This is a genomic window from Amycolatopsis sp. w19 (genome assembly GCF_051373225.1).
Taxonomy (GTDB): Bacteria; Actinomycetota; Actinomycetes; order Mycobacteriales; family Pseudonocardiaceae; genus Amycolatopsis; species Amycolatopsis japonica.
Map to the genome: position 1 here is coordinate 252,047 of NZ_JBPQFM010000009.1, position 20,925 is coordinate 272,971.

The 20,925-nt window shown below is 67.7% G+C and carries 21 protein-coding genes; 10 read left to right on the plus strand and 11 right to left on the minus strand.

The window, feature by feature from the left end:
- Positions 1–124: 124 nt before the first annotated feature.
- Both ACSMFO_RS20375 and ACSMFO_RS20380 read right to left on the minus strand, forming a co-directional pair.
- The gene (locus ACSMFO_RS20375; protein ID WP_436460077.1) at positions 125–1,312 is read right to left on the minus strand and encodes a glycosyltransferase family 4 protein; all 1,188 of its coding nucleotides are present in this window, start codon (positions 1,310–1,312) and stop codon (positions 125–127) included.
- Positions 1,293–2,609 carry a nucleotide sugar dehydrogenase gene (locus ACSMFO_RS20380; protein WP_436460078.1) on the minus strand — a complete coding sequence of 439 codons (1,317 nt, stop codon included), beginning with the start codon at positions 2,607–2,609 and terminating at the stop codon, positions 1,293–1,295. The genes ACSMFO_RS20375 and ACSMFO_RS20380 overlap by 20 nt, the downstream gene beginning before the upstream one ends.
- A 361-nt stretch (positions 2,610–2,970) precedes the next feature.
- Here ACSMFO_RS20380 and ACSMFO_RS20385 point away from each other — a divergent pair, with 361 nt between their 5' ends.
- Complete coding sequence (locus tag ACSMFO_RS20385) at positions 2,971–3,972, plus strand: hypothetical protein (protein WP_436460079.1); 1,002 nt, start codon at positions 2,971–2,973, stop codon at positions 3,970–3,972.
- Between the two features lie 72 nt (positions 3,973–4,044).
- Here the strand turns inward: ACSMFO_RS20385 and ACSMFO_RS20390 are convergent, their stop codons facing one another.
- The 3 genes from ACSMFO_RS20390 to ddaH all read right to left on the minus strand — a co-directional run bounded on the left by ACSMFO_RS20390 (position 4,045) and on the right by ddaH (position 6,410).
- Positions 4,045–4,710, minus strand: coding sequence for a glycoside hydrolase family 75 protein (locus ACSMFO_RS20390; protein ID WP_436460080.1), 666 nt, complete (start codon positions 4,708–4,710; stop codon positions 4,045–4,047).
- A 106-nt stretch (positions 4,711–4,816) separates the two neighbouring features.
- Positions 4,817–5,473, minus strand: a complete 657-nt coding sequence (locus ACSMFO_RS20395; RefSeq protein ID WP_436460081.1) for a polysaccharide deacetylase family protein — start codon at positions 5,471–5,473, stop codon at positions 4,817–4,819.
- Between the two features lie 91 nt (positions 5,474–5,564).
- Positions 5,565–6,410 (minus strand): dimethylargininase, encoded by an 846-nt coding sequence (gene ddaH / locus ACSMFO_RS20400; protein WP_436460082.1) that lies wholly within the window; start codon positions 6,408–6,410, stop codon positions 5,565–5,567.
- A gap of 74 nt (positions 6,411–6,484) precedes the next feature.
- On the opposite strand from ddaH, the gene ACSMFO_RS20405 reads away from it, so the two are divergent.
- From ACSMFO_RS20405 to ACSMFO_RS20420, 4 genes are all read left to right on the plus strand, one after another.
- Positions 6,485–6,931, plus strand: a complete 447-nt coding sequence (locus ACSMFO_RS20405; RefSeq protein WP_005151923.1) for an Lrp/AsnC family transcriptional regulator — start codon at positions 6,485–6,487, stop codon at positions 6,929–6,931.
- A gap of 13 nt (positions 6,932–6,944) precedes the next feature.
- Entirely contained in the window at positions 6,945–7,697 is a 753-nt protein-coding gene (locus tag ACSMFO_RS20410; RefSeq protein ID WP_436460083.1) for an enoyl-CoA hydratase, read from the plus strand.
- 290 nt (positions 7,698–7,987) lie between these two features.
- Positions 7,988–9,895 carry a 2-oxoacid:acceptor oxidoreductase subunit alpha gene (locus ACSMFO_RS20415; protein ID WP_436460084.1) on the plus strand — a complete coding sequence of 636 codons (1,908 nt, stop codon included), beginning with the start codon at positions 7,988–7,990 and terminating at the stop codon, positions 9,893–9,895.
- Positions 9,892–10,956 (plus strand): 2-oxoacid:ferredoxin oxidoreductase subunit beta, encoded by a 1,065-nt coding sequence (locus ACSMFO_RS20420; RefSeq protein WP_436460085.1) that lies wholly within the window; start codon positions 9,892–9,894, stop codon positions 10,954–10,956. The genes ACSMFO_RS20415 and ACSMFO_RS20420 overlap by 4 nt, the downstream gene beginning before the upstream one ends.
- Positions 10,957–11,028: 72 nt before the next feature.
- On the opposite strand, the gene ACSMFO_RS20425 is transcribed toward ACSMFO_RS20420, so the two are convergent.
- From ACSMFO_RS20425 to ACSMFO_RS20435, 3 genes are all read right to left on the minus strand, one after another.
- Positions 11,029–12,342 carry a sunset domain-containing protein gene (locus ACSMFO_RS20425; protein ID WP_436460086.1) on the minus strand — a complete coding sequence of 438 codons (1,314 nt, stop codon included), beginning with the start codon at positions 12,340–12,342 and terminating at the stop codon, positions 11,029–11,031.
- Positions 12,343–12,357: 15 nt separating this feature from the next.
- Positions 12,358–13,383: a polyprenyl synthetase family protein gene (locus tag ACSMFO_RS20430; protein ID WP_038520027.1), complete on the minus strand. Its 1,026-nt coding sequence runs from the start codon at positions 13,381–13,383 to the stop codon at positions 12,358–12,360.
- A gap of 150 nt (positions 13,384–13,533) precedes the next feature.
- The gene (locus tag ACSMFO_RS20435; RefSeq protein WP_350576188.1) at positions 13,534–13,839 is read right to left on the minus strand and encodes a DUF6204 family protein; all 306 of its coding nucleotides are present in this window, start codon (positions 13,837–13,839) and stop codon (positions 13,534–13,536) included.
- 180 nt (positions 13,840–14,019) lie between these two features.
- On the opposite strand from ACSMFO_RS20435, the gene ACSMFO_RS20440 reads away from it, so the two are divergent.
- A complete protein-coding gene (locus ACSMFO_RS20440) occupies positions 14,020–14,679 on the plus strand; it encodes a hypothetical protein (RefSeq protein ID WP_360130685.1) in 660 nt (219 codons plus the stop codon).
- 111 nt (positions 14,680–14,790) lie between these two features.
- Positions 14,791–15,426: an SRPBCC family protein gene (locus ACSMFO_RS20445; RefSeq protein ID WP_436460087.1), complete on the plus strand. Its 636-nt coding sequence runs from the start codon at positions 14,791–14,793 to the stop codon at positions 15,424–15,426.
- Here the strand turns inward: ACSMFO_RS20445 and ACSMFO_RS20450 are convergent.
- From ACSMFO_RS20450 to ACSMFO_RS20460, 3 genes are read right to left on the minus strand one after another with little or no spacing between them, the layout of a single operon-like run.
- Positions 15,402–16,142, minus strand: a complete 741-nt coding sequence (locus tag ACSMFO_RS20450; protein WP_436460088.1) for an HNH endonuclease — start codon at positions 16,140–16,142, stop codon at positions 15,402–15,404. The genes ACSMFO_RS20445 and ACSMFO_RS20450 overlap by 25 nt on opposite strands.
- A complete protein-coding gene (locus ACSMFO_RS20455; RefSeq protein ID WP_038520041.1) occupies positions 16,139–17,326 on the minus strand; it encodes an AAA family ATPase in 1,188 nt (395 codons plus the stop codon). Before ACSMFO_RS20455 ends, ACSMFO_RS20450 begins: the two co-directional genes overlap by 4 nt.
- 26 nt (positions 17,327–17,352) lie before the next feature.
- Positions 17,353–18,501, minus strand: a complete 1,149-nt coding sequence (locus ACSMFO_RS20460; protein WP_436460089.1) for a hypothetical protein — start codon at positions 18,499–18,501, stop codon at positions 17,353–17,355.
- A gap of 299 nt (positions 18,502–18,800) precedes the next feature.
- On the opposite strand from ACSMFO_RS20460, the gene ACSMFO_RS20465 reads away from it, so the two are divergent.
- From ACSMFO_RS20465 to ACSMFO_RS20475, 3 genes are all read left to right on the plus strand, one after another.
- On the plus strand, positions 18,801–19,223 hold the full coding sequence (locus tag ACSMFO_RS20465) for a hypothetical protein (protein ID WP_436460090.1): 423 nt from the start codon (positions 18,801–18,803) through the stop codon (positions 19,221–19,223).
- Complete coding sequence (locus ACSMFO_RS20470) at positions 19,223–19,849, plus strand: DUF3558 domain-containing protein (protein WP_436460091.1); 627 nt, start codon at positions 19,223–19,225, stop codon at positions 19,847–19,849. The genes ACSMFO_RS20465 and ACSMFO_RS20470 overlap by 1 nt, the downstream gene beginning before the upstream one ends.
- The coding region (locus ACSMFO_RS20475; RefSeq protein ID WP_436460092.1) for a PPE domain-containing protein at positions 19,849–20,925 on the plus strand (1,077 nt) is incomplete at its 3' end. The genes ACSMFO_RS20470 and ACSMFO_RS20475, both read left to right, overlap by 1 nt.

Genomic DNA, 20,925 nt, shown 5'->3' on the forward strand with positions numbered 1-20,925 from the left:
GTCGTCAGTCAAAGCCGGGGTCTCCCATCGGTGCGTGCGGGTGCAGCATCAATCCCGTCGGAGCGACCGCGATGTTGGTTACAGGTTTGCCCGAGTCTTGTTCAAAACGCGATCGGGAAGCCGATCACCGGACCGCGGCCGCATAGGCCGCGAGCAGGGCTTTCTGAGAGTTCTCCCACGAGAGAGGACCGGCGACGCGTGCCCGGCCCAGCTCACCCATCTCGGCCCGCTGTTCCGGCGAGTCCAGCAGATGCGCGATCAGCTTCGCGAACTCCGGCTCGTCGTTCGCAGGCGCGTACAGCGCGGCCTCCCCCGCCGAAACGCGGGCCTCCCGCAGCTCGAAGGAGACGATCGGGCGGCTCATCGCCATGTACTCCATGATCTTGTTCATGGTCGACACGTCGTTGAGCGGGTTCAGCGGATCCGGCGACAGGCAGACGTCGGCCGAGGACAGGTAGCGCAGCAGGTCCTCGTCGGAGATCCGGCCGGTGAACTCGACCTGATCGTCGAGCTTCAGTTCCTTCGACAACGCCACCATGGCGTCGAAGGCGTCACCGGAACCGATGAACACGGCGTGCCAGTCGGTGCGGCCGACCTCGTCACGCAGCGAAGCGAGCGCGCGCAACGCGTAGTCGACGCCGTCCTGCGGGCCCATCACACCGAGGTACGCCAGCAGATGCGGCTTGCCCTTCTTCAGTTCGGGCTCGGCAGGCACCATGTGGAACCGCTCGACCACGGGCGCGCTGCGCACGACGAAGACGTCGTCCGGCGACTTGCCACCGCGTTTCACGGCGACGTCCTTGTAGCTCTCGTTGGTCGCGATGACGACGTCGGCCGTCTTGTAGGTGCGGCGCTCCAGCGCGCAGACCGCGCGGTACAGGAAGTCCTCGCCGCGGTCGAAGCGCGAGAGGTACAGCTCGGGACAGAGATCGTGCTGGTCGAAGATGAACTTCGCGCCCTGGCGTTTGAGGTACAGCCCGACCAGGAACAGCAGGTCCGGCGGATTGCAGGCGTGCACGACGTCGACCCGGCCGACCTTGCGGGCGAGCCGGAGCGTGTGCCACAGCGCGGATCCGTACTCCTGGACGTATCCGGCCGGACCACCGGTGGCGGCCTTCAGCGGATACCGCAGGATGTGGACGCCGTCGATGGTGACCTCGGCTTCGGTGTCCCGTTTCGTCCCTTGTGGACAGATGACGTGGACTTCCCAGCCGGCGTCGCGGAGGGTCTGGCACTCCTGCCAGACGCGGCGATCGAAGGGGACGGAAAGGTTCTCGACGAGGATGAGAGCTTTACCAGGCAAGACCGACATATCCCTCTTCAGCCCGGCGCTCGGCGGCGTCGGGTACGCGGACGAGATCGATGATGGTGTGGCCGCCACCGGCCGGGAGCGCCGCGAGGACGTCCGGGTCGGAGGAGCCGACGAGGCAGACTTCGGCGTGGTCGACGACCTCGTCGATGGAGCCGGCCAGCAGCTGGCCGAGATGCGGCAGCCTGCCCTCGATGTACTCGCGGTTCGCGCCCATCAGCCGCGAAAGGCTGACGTTGGCGTCGTAGATGCGGAGGTCGTAACCCTTGCCGAGCAGCCGCTCCGCGAGCTCGACGAGCGGGCTCTCGCGGAGGTCGTCGGTGCCGGGTTTGAACGACAGGCCGAACAGGCCGATCTTGCGTTTTCCGGTGCGCGCGACCAGGTCGAAGGCACGCTGGAGGTGTTCGTCGTTGGAGGGCAGCACGTGCGAGAGGATCGGGACGGCGACGTCCGCGCGGTGCGCGGCATAGACCAGGCCGCGCAGATCCTTGGGGAGGCACGAGCCGCCGAAGGCGAACCCGGGGCGGAGGTAGGCGGGGCTGATGTTGAGCTTGCGGTCGGCGAGGAAGACGTCGATCACCTGGTGCGAGTCGAGCCCCAGCGCGCGGCAGATGGCGCCGAGCTCGTTCGCGAAGCCGATCTTGAGCCCGTGGAAGGAGTTGTCGGCGTACTTCGTCATCTCGGCGACCGGGATCGCGACGCGGAAGACCTCGCCGGGAAGCCCTTCGTACAGCGCCGCGACGACGTCGCCACTGGCCGGGTCGAGCTCGCCGATGACGGTCTTGGGCGGGTCGAAGAAGTCCTTGACGCTGCTCCCCTCGCGCAGGAACTCGGGGTTCACCGCGACGCCGAAGTCCACGCCGGCGGTGCGGCCGGACGACTTCTCGAGGATGGGGACGAGCAGGTCCAGGCAGGTGCCGGGGAGCATGGTGCTGCGGAAGACGACGGTGTGGCGTTCGGTCTTGTCTCGGAGCGCTTCGCCGATTTCCTCGGCGACGCGTTCCAGGAACGCCGTCGACAGGCTGCCGTTCGGCGCGGACGGGGTACCGACACAGATCAGGGAGACTTCGCTGTCCGCGATCGCCTGTCTGACGTCGGTGGTCGCTCTCAGCTTGCCCTCGGCGACCACTTGCGCGGTCAATTCCCCGATCCGCTCCTCGACCACCGGCGCCTTGCCGCTGGAGACGAGTTCGATCTTCACCGGGTTCACGTCGACCCCGACGACCTCGTGCCCGCGTCCGGCCAGGCACGCCGCCGACACGCAACCGACGTAACCGAGCCCGAAGACACTGATCTTCATGACGAATTCCTCCAGCCGCATTCCGCTGCCCGTTGGTCGGCCGTGGGACCGGGTTCGTTACCGGTGTCCGTCGTTCGCCTGCTTTTGGCGGAATGCCTGTGCGGCAAGGGAATTACTCATCGTTCGAAGGGCGCGAAACGCTACAGGGCGCGCGTAAGGGACGCGTAACGATCTCGGGAGCGTGCGGGCGGCGGTGCGGGCTGGGTCCGGGTGGTCGTGAGTGGTAAGTGACGTTCTAACGTCACTTACCACTCACGACCACCCCGCCTCGGTTATCCACAGCCACCGCCCTCCCCCGCTGCTTGTCCACAGATCCGCTTCGAGCCACCCGCCACGACCCTCCACCGGCGATCGTCAGAGGGTGCCCATCAACAAACGCTGGTCGGAAGAGTCCGTTCCAGCCGGACAACGCCCGAGCTGGCCGATCCTCCTGGCGGAGCAACAGGGAATCGTCTCGAGGCGGCAATTGCACGCCTACGGTCAAACCATGTCGGACATCAGGGCGAATCTCGCGGCCGGACGCTGGCAGCGGGTTCTCCCAAGGGTTTACTCGACATTCACCGGCGATTTGTCACGCTCGGCGAAGATCCAAGCCGCGCTGCTCTACGGAGGCGGGTACGCGATCTTGAGCCATCGAACGGCCGCCGAAGAATGGAAAATTCTCCCTGTCATCGAAGGGCCTGTCGAAATCACGGTTCCGTACACCTTCTCCGCGATCTCGCAGGCTCCCTTTGTCATCGTGCACAGGTCTCGCGCGCTGCCGCACATCGCCGCGGGAACGAATCCCCCACGAAGCAACGTGACGGACACGATCCTCGACCTGGCCGCCGCCCAGCGGACCCCGCACCAGGCGACGAACACCATCGTCGACTTGCTCGGCCGGACCAGGACGTCCGTGGCCGCCATGGAGGCGTGCGTGCTGGTCCGGCCGCCATTCCGCTATCGGCCCGCCATCCGATACGGCCTCGCACTCGTCGGCGGGGGATTGATGTCGGCTCTCGAAGTGGCATACCTGGAAAAGGTCGAGGACGAGCACGGATTACCGCGTGGAAACCGGCAGACGCCGATCGAGGTGGACGGCAAAACGCTCTGGGAGGACGTCACCTACGACGATCACGGCGCCGCGATGACGGTCCGGCTCGACGGTCGGGCGACCCATGCGATGGCAGGCATCGCATTCCGGGATCGCCGACGGGACAATGCGGCCGAACTGGCAGGACGGGCAAGACTCGTCTACGGCTGGCACGACATCCAGGCCTCGCCGTGCGAGGTGGCCGCCGAGGTCCGCACCATTCTGGTTCGCGAAGGTTGGAACCCGGCAGGGGCACGGACGACGACTTGTTCGCAGTGCGGCGAACGGTAGAACGGTAGAACGGTCACGGTGGTCGTGAGTGGTAAGTGACGTTAGAACGTCACTTACCACTCACGACATCTTTTACCCGACCCACTTCGCCGCGAGCGCCTCCCCGACAGAAGTCGCTTTCCCGTGGTTCTCGATGGGCGAGACCTTCGAGTTCTTGAAGCAGATGTACGTGACGCCCGAGTCGACGCCGCCGTTCTTCGGGTCCGGGTTGATGCCCAGCGCCTTCGCGGTCGCGTAGGACGCTTCGCCGATGATGTTCTTCGGGCCGGTGTCACCGATGACGGTGTAGAGCACCTTGTTGTTGTAGATCACCGCGCACGAACCGGCGCCCTTGAGGCCGGCCTTCTCGAAGTTCCACGTGCTGCTGATGCTCGGCACGACGATGTAGGGCGTCTCGTCGGCGACCAGCGCCTTGCCGTCGGAGCGCGGGTACGCGGTGCCGTCCTGGAACCACGGGTCGGTGTTCTTGTTGCACCGCGCGGTCGGCTGCCCGTCGCAGTCGACGTCCATGTCGGCCTTCCAGAACACGGCACTCCCCGCGTCGCAGACCGCGACGGTCCGGCCGGTCTCCTCGTCGGTCTTGTACTTGCCGTTCGAGACCTGCTTGCAGCTGGTGGTCTTCGCCAGCAGCTGCTGCGCCGTCGGACCCGCCTGAATCGAAGGGGCGGCCGCGGCCGTCGCCGCGGGAGCCAGTCCGGCGGCCACCACCATCGCCGAGAACAGGAGCAGTTTCCGCATACCGAGCACCCCTTAGTTAATAAAGCTTCTTTATCGAAGGTGCTCAGAATGCCTTTGCCGACGGTTCAGCTCAAGGGTTATTTTCCCACCGTACAAAGAAAACCGGTCAAAAGCGGGCAAGCCTGGCGACCCGCGCCATCGCCCGTCCCGCTCGGCGGTACAGGCCATCCCGGTTACCGAGCACCCCGTCGATCCATTCCTGGTCGATGTCGTACCGGACCTCCGTGCGCGGCCGCAGCCAGCTGTCGCGTGACACCGCCCCGCCTTCGTGCGTGTAGACCCGCGTCGCGCCGGAACGCCGGAGCCTGCTGAGCACCCGCCGGTCGTAGGCGCCGAACGGCGGCGCGTACGCGCGCACGGGTTCGCCGCTCAGATCCTCGATCAGTTTCGGCGCGATTTCGAGTTCGCGCCGGGCGTGCCTGCCGTCGAGCCGCCGCCAGTCGCGGTGCTCCCAGCCGTGTGAACCGATCGACATGCCCGCCTCGACCAGTTCACGAAGGCCGTCGGCGTCGAGGAAACCCCGCTGCCCGATCCGGCCGGCGAGCGGGAAGAACTCGGCCGTGAGATCGCGCTCCACCAGTCTGGGGAGCGCGATCTCGACGTCCGAGACGTTGCCGTCGTCGAAGGTGAGCCCGACGTCTTCGCGTCCGGCCACCGAGTCGAGCACCCGCTCGAACTGCTCGACGGTCACCCATGTTTCGTTTTCGCCTGGATCCAGCGCGCGCACGGGTTTGCCCACGCCGCCAATCGCCAGGATCACCATCCGCGCCTCATTCGGGACCGAGTGTGTTTCCCGATTAATCGCGTTGGCGAATGGAGTAGTTACATGATCCCGCAAGGTGTCCACTAATGGATTACTTGCGGATCTCCAGGGTGCAGCACTTCGGGCCGCCGCCGGCCTTCCGCAGCTCGGAAATGTCCAGGAAGACGACCTCGTAGCCGCGTTCGGTCAGCCGCGCCGCCAAACCGGTCGCCTCGACCGGCAGGACGACGTTGCGGCCGTCGGACACCCCGTTGAGGCCGAAACACTCCGCGTCGGCACGGTCCGCGATTACCGCGTCGGGGAACATCCGCTCCAGCACCTTCCGCGACCCGGCCGAGAAGGCGTCCGGGTAGTAGGCGATCTGGGCGGACGTGGTGTCGGTCGCCTCGGCGAGCACGAACAGCGCGGTGTCGAGATGGTAGTAGCTCGGGTCGATCAGCCGCAGCGAGACGACCGGGACACCGAGGACCTCCTGCGCTTCGGCGTGCGCGGCCGGGTCGGTGCGGAAGCCGGTGCCGGCGAGGAGAACCTTGCCGGTCCAGGCGAAATCGCCTTCGGCCTCGTTGATCTTCTCAGGCATGGTGATGTCGCGGTAGCCGTGCTCGACGAACCAGCGGCGGAAGTGCTCGGCCTCGGCGGTGCGCTGCGGGGCACGGAACCGCGAGCCGAGGACCCGCCCGTCGACGACCGTGCCGGAGTTCGCGGCGAACACCATGTCGGGCAGGCCGGGCTGGGCGTCGATCTCCTCGACGGTGTGGCCGAGGCGTCGGTAGGTGTCGCGGAGTTCGGTCCACTGCGCCATCGCGGCGTCGACGCTGACCGGGACCGACGGGTCCATCCACGGGTTGATGACGTAGTCCACCGCGAAGTACCGCGGCGGGCACATGAGGTAGCGGCGCGTCGTGGGTACACGGGGCTGCTGCTCCAGTTCCGGCATACCCGAAGGGTAAGGCTCACCTAATTCCGCAATCAATCGCTGTTCGCTGCGCATATACCTGCTAAACATTGCGTGTGAACACCATCGACCAGCGAATCGTTTCATGCCTGATGGCCAATGCGAGGTCCAGCTACGCCGACATCGGCAAAGTCGTCGGCCTGTCCGCGCCCGCGGTGAAACGACGGGTCGACAGACTGCTCGAAACCGGGGTCCTGCGCGGCTTCACCGCGGTCGTGGACCCCGAGGCGCTGGGCTGGGGCACCGAGGCGTTCGTCGAGATGACCTGCAACGGCAACATCACCCCGGCCCGGATCCGGGCCCGGCTGGAACCGTTGCCGGAGGTCGTCGCGGCCTACACGGTGTCCGGCGCGGCCGACGCGATCGTCCATCTGCGTGCTTCGGACATCCACCACCTGGAGACCGCGCTGGAACGGCTGCGTGGACTGGAGATCGTCGACCGCACGGTGTCCACCGTCGTCTTGTCCCGGCTCCTGGAGCGCCCGCCGACGCCCGAAGCGTGACACCCTCGACCGCGTGACCGATCAGATCCACTCCAGCCATGACGGCGGGGTCGCCGTGCTCACCATCGACGCGCCCGCGACCCGCAACGCACTGACCCTCGACCTGTCCGCCCAGCTGGCCGAGGCCGTCTCGCGCGCCGAAGCCGACGAGAGCGTCCACGCCTTGGTCGTCACCGGCGCGCCGCCGGCGTTCTGCGCGGGCGCCGACCTGGACACGCTCGCCGGCGCCCGGGAGGACGGACTCCGCGCGATCTATGACGGTTTCCTCTCGGTGGCGCGGTGTTCCCTGCCGACGATCGCCGCCGTCGGCGGGGCGGCCGTGGGCGCCGGACTGAACCTCGCGCTCGCCGCGGACGTCCGCATCGTGGGACCGAAGGCGAAGTTCGTGGCCAGATTTCTCGATCTCGGCATCCATCCCGGCGGCGGGATGACGTGGATGATCCAGCGGCTCGTCGGCCCGCAGAAGGCCGCGGCGATGACACTCTTCGGTGAGGTCGTCGGCGCCGAAGCCGCTGTCGAATGCGGGCTCGCGCTCCGGCTCGTCGAAGGGGACCTGGCCGAGGCGGCCCGTGAACTGGCGAAACCCGCCGTCGACGCTCCGCGAGACGTCCTTCTGGCGACGAAGCGCACGCTTCGGCACACCGCCGCACTGACCGACCATTCGGCCGCCGTCGACGCCGAGATCGAGCCTCAGGTGGCGTCACTCACCGCACCCGCGTTCACCGAAAGGCTCGCCAGGCTACGGGCGTCGATGACCGGCCGCTGACCGTTCCTCGACCGGACTTCACTACGCTGGAAGGAGATACGGCTCACAATCGAGCCGCATCGCCGACCGTTACCATCGGTAACAGATAAACCGGACAACCCCCGCTCAGCGACGAGCTCAGGACACTCGAGAAGTAGGTCCGGCCCGTTTTTACGGCAACCTGGGAAGTGTCCCGAGGACTAACCTCGGGACATGGCACCTGTGACCTGGCCGACATCGCCGGGCGAGGCACGCCGATCTCCGGCACGGCCGGGGACGACGCACGTCGGGAGAGAGGGAATCCCTGTCCTATGAGCACGAGTGCGAACGGCAACGGCTCCTTGTCGGCCGTCAGGCCCACCGAGGTCGCCAAGCTGGACCGGGTGGTCATCCGGTTCGCCGGCGACTCCGGTGACGGCATGCAGCTGACGGGCGACAGGTTCACCTCGGAAGCGGCCGCCTTCGGCAACGACCTGTCGACCATGCCGAACTTCCCCGCGGAGATCCGCGCACCACAGGGCACCATCCCGGGCGTCTCGAGCTTCCAGGTGCACTTCGCCGACTACGACATCCTGACCCCGGGCGACCGGCCCGACGTGCTCGTCGCGATGAACCCCGCCGCCCTGAAGGCCAACCTCGCCGACGTCCCGTCCGGTGGGACGATCATCCTCAACACCGACGAGTTCTCGAAGCGGAACCTGGTCAAGGTCGGCTTCGAGAACGACCCCCTCGACGACGACACCCTTTCGGCCTATCAAGTCCACCGGGTCGCCATGTCGACGTTGACCAGGGGCGCGCTCGAAGAGACCGGACTGTCCAAAAAGGACGCCGAACGCGCGAAGAACATGTTCGCGCTCGGCCTGCTCTCCTGGATGTACCACCGGCCGACCGAAGGCACGGAACGCTTCCTGCGCGAGAAGTTCGCGAAGAAGACCGACATCGCCGAGGCCAACATCCTGGCCTTCCGCGCCGGCTGGAACTACGGCGAGACGACGGAGTCGTTCGCGACGACGTACGAGGTCGCGCCCGCGAAGCTGAACCAGGGCACGTACCGCCAGATCACCGGGAACACCGCGCTGGCGTACGGGCTGGTCGCCGCCGGGCAGCAGTCGGGCCTGCAGATCCTGCTGGGCACGTACCCGATCACCCCGGCGTCGGACATCCTCCACGAGCTGTCCAAGCACAAGAACTACGGCATCCTCACCTTCCAGGCCGAGGACGAGATCGCCGGTATCGGCGCGGCGCTCGGCGCCTCCTACGGCGGCGCGCTGGGCGTCACCTCGACGTCCGGACCCGGTGTCGCGCTGAAGTCCGAGGCCATCGGCCTCGCGGTGATGACCGAACTGCCGCTGGTCGTCGTCGACGTCCAGCGCGGCGGCCCGTCGACCGGCCTGCCGACCAAGACCGAACAGGCCGACCTGCTGCAGGCGATGTTCGGCCGCAACGGCGAATCCCCGGTGCCGATCGTCGCGCCGCTGTCCCCCGCGGACTGCTTCGACGCGGCGCTGGAGGCCACCCGGATCGCGCTCAAGTACCGCACGCCGGTGTTCCTGCTGTCGGACGGCGCGATCGCGAACGGCTCCGAGCCGTGGCTGATCCCGGACGTCGAGGACCTGCCGGATCTGCGCGTGGAATTCGCCACCGAGCCGAATGCCGAGGACGGTTCCGGGGAATTCTGGCCGTATGTACGCGACCCCGAGACCCTCGCCCGCGAGTGGGCGCTGCCGGGCGCCGCCGGGCTGCAGCATCGCATCGGCGGGCTGGAGAAGGCCGACAAGACCGGCCACATCTCCTACGACCCGGACAACCACGACAAGATGGTCCGGCTGCGCCAGGCCAAGATCGACGGCGTCGACGTCCCCGACCTCGTCGTCGACGATCCCAGCGGCGGCAAGGCACGGGTGCTGGCACTCGGCTGGGGCTCGTCGTACGGACCGATCGGCGCCGCGTGCCGCCGCGTCCGCAAGGACGGCATGCCGATCGCGCAGGCGCATCTGCGCCATCTCAACCCGTTCCCCGGCAACCTCGGCGACGTACTCCGTTCGTACGACACCGTCGTCGTCCCGGAAATGAACCTCGGCCAGCTTTCGATGCTCTTGAGGGCCAAGTATCTCGTCGACGTGAAGTCGTACACGAAGGTCGCCGGGCTGCCCTTCAAGGCCGAAGAGCTGCAAGGCGTCTTCACGGAGATCATCACCAGTACGGAGGGGGCGAAGTGACCGCGATCGACCTGGGGATCCCCACCCTCGGCGGCTTGGACCTTGTGCCGACCGAGACCGAACCGCAGAAGGCGAAGGACTACAAGTCGGACCAGGAGGTCCGCTGGTGTCCCGGCTGCGGTGACTACGTCGTGCTCAACGCCGTGCAGTCGTTCCTGCCGACGCTCGGCCTCAAGCGCGAGAACATCGTGTTCATCTCGGGCATCGGCTGCTCGTCCCGGTTCCCGTACTACCTGAACACCTACGGCATGCACTCGATCCACGGCCGGGCGCCGTCGATCGCGACCGGCCTCGCGACCGCGCGACCGGACCTGTCGGTGTGGGTCGTCACCGGTGACGGCGACGCGCTGTCCATCGGCGGCAACCACCTGATCCACGCGTTGCGGCGCAACGTGAACATCAAGATCCTGCTGTTCAACAACCGGATCTACGGCCTCACCAAGGGCCAGTACTCGCCGACGTCCGGGCCGGGCATGGTCACGAAGTCCACCCCGATGGGCTCGGTCGACACCCCGTTCAACCCGCTTTCGCTGGCGATCGGCGCCGAGGCGTCGTTCGTGGGCCGCGCGCTCGACTCGGACCGCAAGGGCCTCACCGAGGTGCTGGAAGCCGCCGCGAAGCACCGCGGGTCCGCGCTGGTGGAGATCTACCAGAACTGTCCGATCTTCAACGACGGCGCCTTCGACGTCCTCAAGGACAAGGACGAGGCCGCCACCCGGCTCATCCCGCTGAAGGCCGGCGAGCCGATCAAGTTCGGGCCGCAGGGCGAATACGGCGTCACGCGGAGCGGCTGGGCCGGGCTGGAGGTCGGGAAGGTCGCGAACATCGGCGAGGAGAACCTCGTCGTGCACGACCCCACGGTCGAGGACACGGCGTACGCATTCGCGCTTTCGCGGATCGGCGACCAGAACCTGAACCACGTGCCGACCGGCATCCTGCGGCAGGTCGAGCGGCCCACCTACGACGACCAGGCGCGTGCCCAGGTCGCGGAGGCGCAGGCCGCCCGCAAGCCGGATCTGCAGGGCCTGCTGCGCGGCAAAGACACCTGGACCGTCGTGTAAGTCACCGCTCCTCGAACGCAATGAAAGGTCCTTTCCTCGCAAATTTTGCGAGGAAAGGACCTTTCATTGCACTCAGGTAAGGGGACGGAAGCCCACTCGCTCCGCGTCGGCGGCGGTCCGGAACCAGACCTCCGCGACCATCTTCGGGAACTGCTGCGAGTCCTCCGTGCAGTACCGCAGAGCCGTCACGCTGGCCTTGACCGCGAAGTCGTCGGCCGGACGGCCACCACCCGGCCGCGGCATCGCCGAACCGGGACCGAACGGGCCTGGCGGAACGGACTCGGCCACCGGAGCGGAGACCTGCCGCGCGGGCGGAGGCTCCGGCGCCGGCATCGCGTCGCCAGGCTGGACGGCGGGCTCGAACAGCGAACCGCTCTGCCCACCGGACAGCTCCGGCTCACGGCGTTCGATCGCCCGCATCGACGGCTGGATCGGCTGCGGCGGCTCGAAACCGCCCCGGACCGCGCCCCGCGGCGTGCGCTTGGGCAGCACCTGCGTGGCTTCGGCGGGCGTCTCGGGCTCCGAGTCGAGGAGACCGGCCTTCGCTTCTTCGTCCGACCCGAAGGCATACGCGGGCGGATCGTGCAGCTCTTCTTCCCGCTCGAACCAGTTGGTCTCGACGGGCGCCTGCTCCGTCTCCACGCGCGACGCGGGGCTGAACAGCGACACCGGCTCCGGCTGCGTCTCGGCGCCTTCGGGATCCAGCTGCATCTCCAGGCGGGACCGGTACGGCCCTTCGCCCGGCAACGGCGGCTGGGGCTCGGGTTCCGGCTCAGGCTCAAGGTCCAGCTGCGACGCGGGCTGGAGGTACTCGGTCGCCGCGGCGGCGTACGGGTTCTCCGGCTCGGGCTCAGGCTCGGGTTCCGGCTCCGGCAAGGCCGCCGGGATGTACTGCGTCCGCTCGGCCGCGGGCTCCGGCTCCGGATCGGGTTCGAGCTCCGGCTCCGTCTGCTCCGCCGTGCGGTACTCGGCCTCGTACTCTTCTTCGGGCTCGAAGGTCTGCGTCGCGGCCGGGGAGTGCTCCGGCTCCTCGACAACGTCCTGAACAGGCTCCTCAGCGGGTTCGGTCCACTGCTGCGCGGGCTCCTGCTCGGTGAGCGTCTCGGGGTACGCGGGCTTCGGCTCCTCGACCGCCGCGAACTCCTCGTCCAGATCGTCGTGCGACGGCTTCGTGAGGTACGCGGTCCCGCCGGCGACGGCCGCGGCACCCGCGCCGAGGCTCACCCCGGCGGGCAGCCGGGACGTCTCGGCGTGCGCGGTGGCCAGCGAGCTTTCGAGCTCACGGATGCGCTTGCGCGCCGGGATCACCAGCACCAGCCAGGTGAGCAGCGCGCCGACGACGAACGCCAGCAGACTCCACAGCCAAACCTGTCCGAAAATGGACATCTAACCTGCCCTTTGTCAATGCGTTCGCGCGACCAGGTAGTCGGCGACCGATTCGCAGGCATCCCGGGCGGGCGACGCGGGCAGCGCCGCGAGCTCGGCACGCGCCCGACGAGCGTAGTCGGAAAGAGTTTCGCGTGCGCGTTCGAGTCCGGACGAGGCCCGCAGCAGGCCGAGGGCCTCGGCGACGAGCTTGTCGTCGGAGATCGGGCCGGACAGCAGCTCGACCAGGCGCGGGTCGGTGGCCGGGTCGGCCAGCGCGTACAGCATCGGCAGCGTGCGGACGCCTTCGCGCAGGTCCGTGCCCTGCGCCTTGCCGAGCTCGTCGGAAGCGGACGCGATGTCGATGACGTCGTCGGAGATCTGGAACGCCGTCCCGATGATGTCGCCGAAGCGGCGAAGCGCGTCGATGTAGTCGTCGGGCGCGCCGGACATCATCCCGCCGAACCGGCCGGAGGTGGCGATCAGCGAACCGGTCTTCTGCGCGATGACCGTGAGGTAGTGCTCGACGGCGTCGTCGCCGTCGGCCGGGCCGACCGTCTCGCGCATCTGACCGGTGACCAGCTCGCCGAAGGTCTCGGCGATGATCCGGGCCGCGTCGGTGCCGAGGTCGGCGACCAGCCGCGAGGCGTGCGCGAACAGGAAGTCGCCGGTCAGGATGGCGATGGTGTTGTCCCAGCGGGCGTTGACGCTCTCCGCGCCGCGGCGCATCGTCGCCTCGTCCATCACGTCGTCGTGGTACAGCGTCGCGAGGTGCACCAGCTCGACGGCCGCGGCGGCGGTGACCACCTGGTCGCCCTGCTTCGGCCCGAACTGCGAGGCCAGCAGCGTGAACAGCGGGCGGAAACGTTTGCCCCCCGCCTCGACCAGGTGCGAAGCGGCGTCCTCGACGGCCTTGACGTCACTGCGGACGACCTCGCGGAGCAGGGTCTCGACGTCGGCGAGACCGGTCGCGAGGGTGCGCAGGAGCTGCTCGTCGGCGATCTGGAGCCCCACGGACGCGCGCAGGTCCTCGATGGCACCACCTGGGGCAGGTGAAGACACAGACACGTCGGCTCCGCTCTCTTTGACACCGTTCGGGGTTGGTCCCAGCGTAGTGGCTACCCACTGAGGCCTGTTGACGTGCTGTCCTGCGGAAACGGTGACGAAGATGACACCCCCGCCGAGTATCCCGCCCGCTCGGGCGCGAACGGGTCAGCGGCGGCGGATCTTGATGTCGTCCATGCACGTCGCCTTGCCCGCGACGTCGCGGTACGGATAGCCCTTGGCGTCCAGCAGTTCCATGACCTTCAGCTCGGCCTCGTCGAGCACGTCGCGTTCTTCTTCGCCTTGCAGCGTGATCCGGAACGTGAACGCGCCGAGGTGCGCGCTGTAGGTGAGCAGACCGTCCTCGGTGAACCCGATCGCCTGATGGTCGCCCAACTCCGCGAGGAGCCGGGCACGGGTGTCGGCGTCGGGGTGGTCGAACTTGCCGTTGACGAGGACGCGGTAGGTCGGCATACGCACGAATATACAGACCTGTATCCGGATACGAATCCGAATATCCAACGGGTGTCCATGATCCACGGTCGAGTGAAACGCCCGTCACGCGCGCAACGGGCGAATCCGACACGCAGATAGTGATGACAAAGGAAGAACGGCCATCCGGCTCGCTCTCCGTCACGTGAGGAGGACGTGGAAATGCGCATCACCATGGCAAGCCGGGCAGGCCTCGTCGGCGCACTGCTGCTGGCAGGTCTCGGCGCCGGGGTGTCTCCGGCCGCCGCGTCGAACCCGGCCGGAGTGGCTTCGCTCGGCTCCGCCGCCTTCACCAAGGGCACCTCGGCACCGATCTCGATCGCCTCGCTCGCCGACTGCGCGGTCGAGGGACCGACCAGCAACTCTTCCGGGGTCGTGACCAGGACCGGGATCACGTTCGGTGGCGGCACGACGACGTGCACGACCACCGTCGTCGACCCCGAAAACGACGTGACCACGACGAAGTCGGAAGCCAAGGGACAGAACTTCGAGCTGTCGGCGCTGGTGTCGTCGAGCGGGCCGCGGATCAAGATCAGGTCCTACTCGGTCAGCTGCACGGCGACCCAGACCAGCACGAACGCCAGCTGGACCTACGGCGGCGCGACCGGGCTCGGCACCCTGCCGTCGCCGGTGCCGGTCGGCTACGTCAAGCCGATCACCAAGTCCAACGGCACGCTGCTCGCCGAAGCGATCTTCAACGAGCAGAACCTGCCGGGCGACGGCAGCATCGGGCTGACCATGCTGCGGATCAAGTTCGCCCCGGCCTCGAACATCACCGGCGAAGTGGTCATCGGGCGCACGGCCTGCTCCCCCACTCCGTAGCCATCCCGCCGGGAAAGGGGCGTCCGGAACCTGCCGGGCGCCCCTTTTCCATTCTGGCTTATATAAGCCTCTGCTGATATCTTGACGGCAGCCGAGCAGAGGAGGGCACCGATGGTCGACGTGACCAGCCAGATCGACTCCGTCCAGCGCAAACTGGGCAAGCGCGTGATCGAAGCGGGCGAGGCGGTGACGGCGACCGTCAGCCAGGTCTACGACACCGGCCTCGACGACCTTTGGGACGCCTGCACCAATCCCGAACGCATCCCACGCTGGTTCCTGCCGGTCAGCGGCGAGCTGCGCGTCGGCGGGAAGTACCAGCTCGAAGGCAACGCGGGCGGGACGGTCGAACGCTGCGACCCACCCAAGAGCTTCGCCGCGACCTGGGAGTACGGCGGCGACGTCAGCTGGATCGAACTCCGGCTGAGCCCTGAAGCCGACGGGCGCACTCGGTTCGAACTCGACCACACCGCCGTCCCCAACGAGCACTGGAACCAGTTCGGGCCCGGCGCGGTGGGCATCGGCTGGGACATGATGCTGAACGGGCTCGCGCTCCACCTCGAATCCGGCGAAGCCGCCGATCCCGAAGCGGCCATGGCCTGGATGACCAGCGATGAAGGCGTGCGGTTCATGACGCTGAGCAACGAGGCCTGGTACGAGGCCGACGTCGCCAACGGGACGGACCCCGCCACCGCCCGCACGCGCGCCGACGCCACCTTGGCCGCTTACACCGCGCCGCCGGAGAGCTGAAGATCTTCGGCGAGTTCCGGGGCGCGAAGCAGGTCGATGAGCTCGTCGTCCGCGCGGAACACAGCGCGGGCGCCCGGCATCCGCGCCTGGCGAAGCATCGCGTGGAGGACGTCGGCGTGCGGCTGGTCGAGCAGGGTCCAGACCATCGCGCGCCGTTTCGCCTCGTCCCCCAGTTCGCGCGCGGTCCACCAGGCGAGGACGAGCGCACTCACCTGGTTGACCGCGGTTTCCCGCCCCCGCGCCAATTGCGCGCGGTTCAGCCCGCACACCTTGATGGTCTGTTCGCCTTTTTCGGTCAGTGCGCGGTAGGTCCCGATCGACAGCACCAGGAACAGATGCTCCAGCGGATCTTCGGCGGTCGGATCGACGAGCAGGGTGTTGCCGTCCTCGTCCACCGGGAACAAGTCGCGTTTGTGGTGGCTGTTGCAGTATTCGCAGGCGAGCACATGATTGAGCCAGTCGAAGGCGCGTCCCGGATTCCTCGCGATCGGCTCGAAATGGTCCACAGTGGACCCGAGGCCGTCGCCGCAGTACATGCAGTAGCCGCGGCCGGCGGCCATGACGTCCAGCCCGGCCCGCAAAGAACGCCGCACGGCACGGGAAACCCGCCACAGTCGCCGGGCTTCTTTCGTGTCACCGGAAGGGATCCGCGCCGTCAGCTCTTCGAGATCGGCCACCACCTGCCCCGGCAGCGCGATCCGGCGGATCCCGATCACCGATCGTCGGCCTCGAACCGCCTGGCCACCTCGTCGACCCGGCTCGGCGGTGAACTGCTCAGCATGCCGCGCAGGCGTTCCCATTCCCGGACGCCGTTCGCGTCCGCCCGCCCGGACGCCACCTGGAATTCGAGCTCTGCGAGATGCTCCCGCAGTTCGACCGCCTGCGGCGAATAGGGCGTGTCCAAGCCGAAAAGGTCGGACAGCACCGCGTCGTCCCCGGAGCCGAACACGACCCGCTCGTACAGCTCCTCGGAGACCACACGCGGCGGAACCTCTTCGTCGGGCCCGGAAAGCCGGATGAGCCCGCCCGGGTCGGCGGCCTGGCAGACGTAGGGGCTGTGCGTGGTGACGATGAACTGGATACGCGGGAAATGCGCCTTGAACCACGGCCCCATGCGTTTCTGCCACGACACGTGGAGATGCGCGTCCACCTCGTCGATGATCACGACGCCGGGACTCTCGTGATCGAGGCCGGCGCCGTGGAGCTGCTTGAGCAGATCGACCACGAGCGCGGTCACCGTGCGGTAGCCGTCGCTCATCTCGCGCAGCGGGAACCGGTCGCCCCGGTACTCGACCCAGAGCCCGTCCGAATCGACGTCCCGGATCCGGTAACCGCCCGGCAGGAGACCATCCCCGAGGATCTCCAACGCCTTGTCCTTCAGCTCACGCGCGCCCGCTTTTCCTTCCAGGGCACGGAGATGCTGATTGATCAGCCACGTGACCCCCTCGGCGAGCGAAGCGTCTTCGTGGAACAGACTGGCCATCCGCGCCAGCGACCCCGCGCCGCGCATCCACGACTCGGCCTCGCCACTGCCACCCGCGAGCCGCCGGAACGGCCCATACGCCGCGCAGAACGGCTGGCCAGGGGGAAGTCCGGAGATCGGCAGCAGACCGGAGTCGAGCCAGCGGACCTCGACCGGCGCCGGGCCCTCCTCGCGCATCACCGAAAGCTCGATCGACCCGGATGTCTGGTCCGTCGAGATCCAGCTTCCGGCGTCCGACAACAGGCCCCACGCGACGTCCGGCGCCGCCGCGACCGCGATGGCGCGCAACAACGACGTCTTGCCCGACCCGTTGCGCCCGGCGAGGACCACCCAGCCGGGGCCGGGCAGCCGGAGGTCGACGGCGCGGGCGCCGCTGAAGCCGCGGATGTTCTCCAGCCGGACCCGCTCGATGTACATGGAGGAAGCTTACGACGGCGTGGACGTCACCTGGGCCCCCGAAAGTGGGTCGCCATCACGAAATCCATCACAGCGAGCGCCTTGCCGACGTCCAGATCCGAAACGACCTTCGAGCGGTCCCAGTCCTTGATGCCTCGCTCATGCTCGGGCACGATCCGCAGCCGGACATGCCCGCGGACGTCGATGTTCCCGAGCGGTGAGGCGTAAAGGGCGAATTCGCGGTCGTCCTGCGTACGGAACGTGACCCCAGGGCTCTCGCCGAACGTGATCAGCTGGTGGTCTTTGTAGGTCTTGTTCGGGTCAGCGTGCCATTCCCCCGGAGCGCCGCCGTTCGCGGTGGCCCCGGCCTCGATCTGCAACCGGTGTTTCGGCTCGACGAAGTAGCACGATCCCGGCGTGGCGATCGGCGCGAAGTCCGGGCCGAACGCCATCCGGACCGCGTCACGGAACACCGCGCATTCGACGTTCGGATCTGCGGCGCCGGCGGCGATGACCGCCTCGGCCCCGGTCGGCACTTCGACCTCGACCGCCGGATCGCAGGTCTCACCCTCTTCAGTGGAGACCCAGTCGGCGCAGGCCCCGACCCGGGCACTGTCTTGACCGTCCGGCGGGTAGATGAGGTCGCGGGGCAGTTTCGCGGCGCCCGCGGTGGCGAAGTCGCGGAGGAGGCCGCAGTCCTTACCTCGACTGGCCCTACCGATCTCGAACGTGATCGCGCGCTCGAAGCTCACCGGCACCGTGATCTCGCAACCATCGAGACCACCCATGCGCCGTGTTTCGGTCTGATAGCCCTTCACCCCGCCCAAGTCGATGACGGTGCCGTCGACCCGATGGAGTACGAGGTGACTCGGGTCCATATCGCGGACCGAGATGAGGTCGTAGCCCCCGCGGAACAGCGAGCACTGCTTCCTACCGTGCTTGACCTCCGCTTTCCTCTCGACCGGCCGGGTAACGTCTCCCCTTCTGCGGTCGTAGACGGCGAGGTCGATCAACTCGCAGAGATCCAGCGTCGCGAGCGCCGCATCGACGGCCTTCTCGTCGCGATCCGCAGGACGCGGTTGTTTCGGCTGCCATTTCGGAAACTGCGGTGGCGGAGGGGGCGTATCCACGGATTCCGCACAACCCGTCAGCAGGCCCAGGAGTACTGCGCCGAGAATCACTCTTCGAAACTTCATTACGCAGAGTATGCAAATTTTGAGTGTCGCCTACCAGGTAGGACCCCGTTTCCTGGGGCGCATTCACACGATCGGTTTTCACGGGTAGTCACCGAGTTGCCCTCGGCTATTCAGCAGGGAACGTGGCTTTATGCAGTCGGGTTCACCGGCCTGGGAACCCTGGTAATCTTCCCGGCGTCGGATTACGCAGGGTGCATCGGGGAGACGCGCCTTGTAGCCACGGGAGGGGCACATGACGACGGTGACTTCGGGGCGGCTTCGGCCATTCAGCGGGGAACGGTTCGGCGCCGCGGGGGTGCATGACCGTGCCTGAGGGGACACCTGTCTACCAACCTGGCTTCGACCCGGGCTCTGTGTGCAAGGCCCCGCACACCGGGGGCTCCTACGGGACGCCTGTCGCTGAAGGCGCGGGGTTCAAGTACGACGAGGCGACGCTGCATGAGCTGGTGACGGAGTGGCGCGACCTGGCCCTGCAATACCAAGCTGACCTCGCTGAAGCCGGAAAAATCGCCAGGGCCCGGCCTCCAGGGTTGGAGTACGCCAGTGGCAACAATGCCGACGTCACCAAGCTGTCCGGGGCAGCACTCGAGGGTGCCCTGCGGCAGCGCATCGCCTACTGCGAGAACATGGCGAATAAGTACGTGACCGCACTCGGCAAGTACGCGACTGCGGAAGAGCACGCCACCTCAGTCATCAATCAACAGCCGAAGGGCATCGCCTGATGCGTCGCTCCATCCTTGTTCTCTGCGCCATCACGGTCACCCTCGTCGCGTGTTCGCCTTCGACCAAGAACGGCACTCCTACCCCCTCCAATGGCGGTACTAGCCCGAGCCCGTCGAGCGCAGCCGGACAGATCCCGGGTCCTGGCGTTCCTAAGGTCGACAATCCGATCGATCTGGCCCGATTCAAACCGACACCCTGCAACGCCCTCACTGAGACACAAGCCGAGGAACTCCTCGGGGCCAAAGCCGAAGCCAGGGAACGGCTCGACGGATCAACTGGGCCTTCGTGCTTGTGGGCACCCCCCTCCGCCACCCGCCCCACGGTCAATGTGCTCTTCAGTAAGTCGCCTGACCGGGGGATGACCAGCGTTTACGAGGCCAAGGGCACGACCTATAAGTTGTTCGAGCCCCTCGAACCGATTAATGGCTATCCGGTGACCGCCTACGGCACGGAAGACGAGCGCGTCAGTCGAGGAAAGTGCTCCGTAGCTTTAGGGACCAGCGATAACGAGACGATCGACATCGTCCTGGAGCAGTCCGAGGCCAACATCGGCAAGAAGGACCCCTGCGACGCTGCCCGCGAAGCCGCGATCAGGGTCCTGACCACCATCCGAGGGAGCAACTGATGGTCGCCGAAGGACCGCTCACCGCGACCCAGATCTACGAACAGATCACCAAGGGCGAGGGCACTGGCTCGCTCTCCGATGCCCAGCGTGCAGCCCATGAGCTGACTCGGCGACACCACGACCGAGCGCAGCGGCTCGCCGCCCTCACCCAGAAGACCCTGGCGGGTTGGCAGGGTGGGGCCAGCATGGCCGCGATCGACGCGACGATGCCGGTCGTCGAGGCGGCGGCGGACGACGTGACGCACTTGACGCGGGCCCAGACCGCCATCAGCTCCCAGATGGACGCGTTCGGCACGGCCAAGAACTCGGTCAAACCGGTGCCGCCCGAGCAGCCCGCGCCGACTGCCGAGGATGTCAAGGCCGTCATGGGTGGCGGCCTGGTCGGCTACTGGAGCAGGGTTCAGGGGTACCAGGCCGACAGCCAGCACAACATCGACACCTTCGCGTCTTACCACTCCGCCAGTACCGCCAACGGCGACGAGCTGCCTGCCCAGTACGCGCAGCTCACCGACCCGGGCGGCAGCGTCACCTTGGACGAGGGCGGCGCCGGGAAGCCCGCTGCGAGGGGATTCGGCGACGGCTCCGACGGACGCGAGCACGGCGCAGGCGAGCCCTACCGAGGACCGAGCGGACCCAGTGGCCCCAGCGGTCCCGGCACTCCGAGTGGCCCCAGCGGGCCGAGCGCCCCAGCGCCCGACAGCGGCCCTCAGCCCGGACAAGGGCCTCAGCCCGGCCAGTACCCGGGCCCGCATCAGCCCGGCGCGCAGCAGCCGGACGACGGGACCCGCGCGAATTCGTACACGCCGCCCCAGACCACGCCGGTCGTACCGCCGGCGGCGAACCTCGACTTCGGGCCGACCGGCAAGCCGAGCCCCACGTACAACACGCCCGGCGCTTTCCCGCCCGGGTACGGACCCGGGACGAGCGGGCCCGGCGTCTACGGTCCCGGCGGCAGGCCGCCAGGTGCGACAGGCGGCCCCGGCGCGACAGGCAGGCCCGGCGGGACAGGGCAGCAGCCTGGCATGGGTGGCCGTAGCGGCGCCGGGATGCCCGGCGAGGGCGTGGCCGGCCGCGGC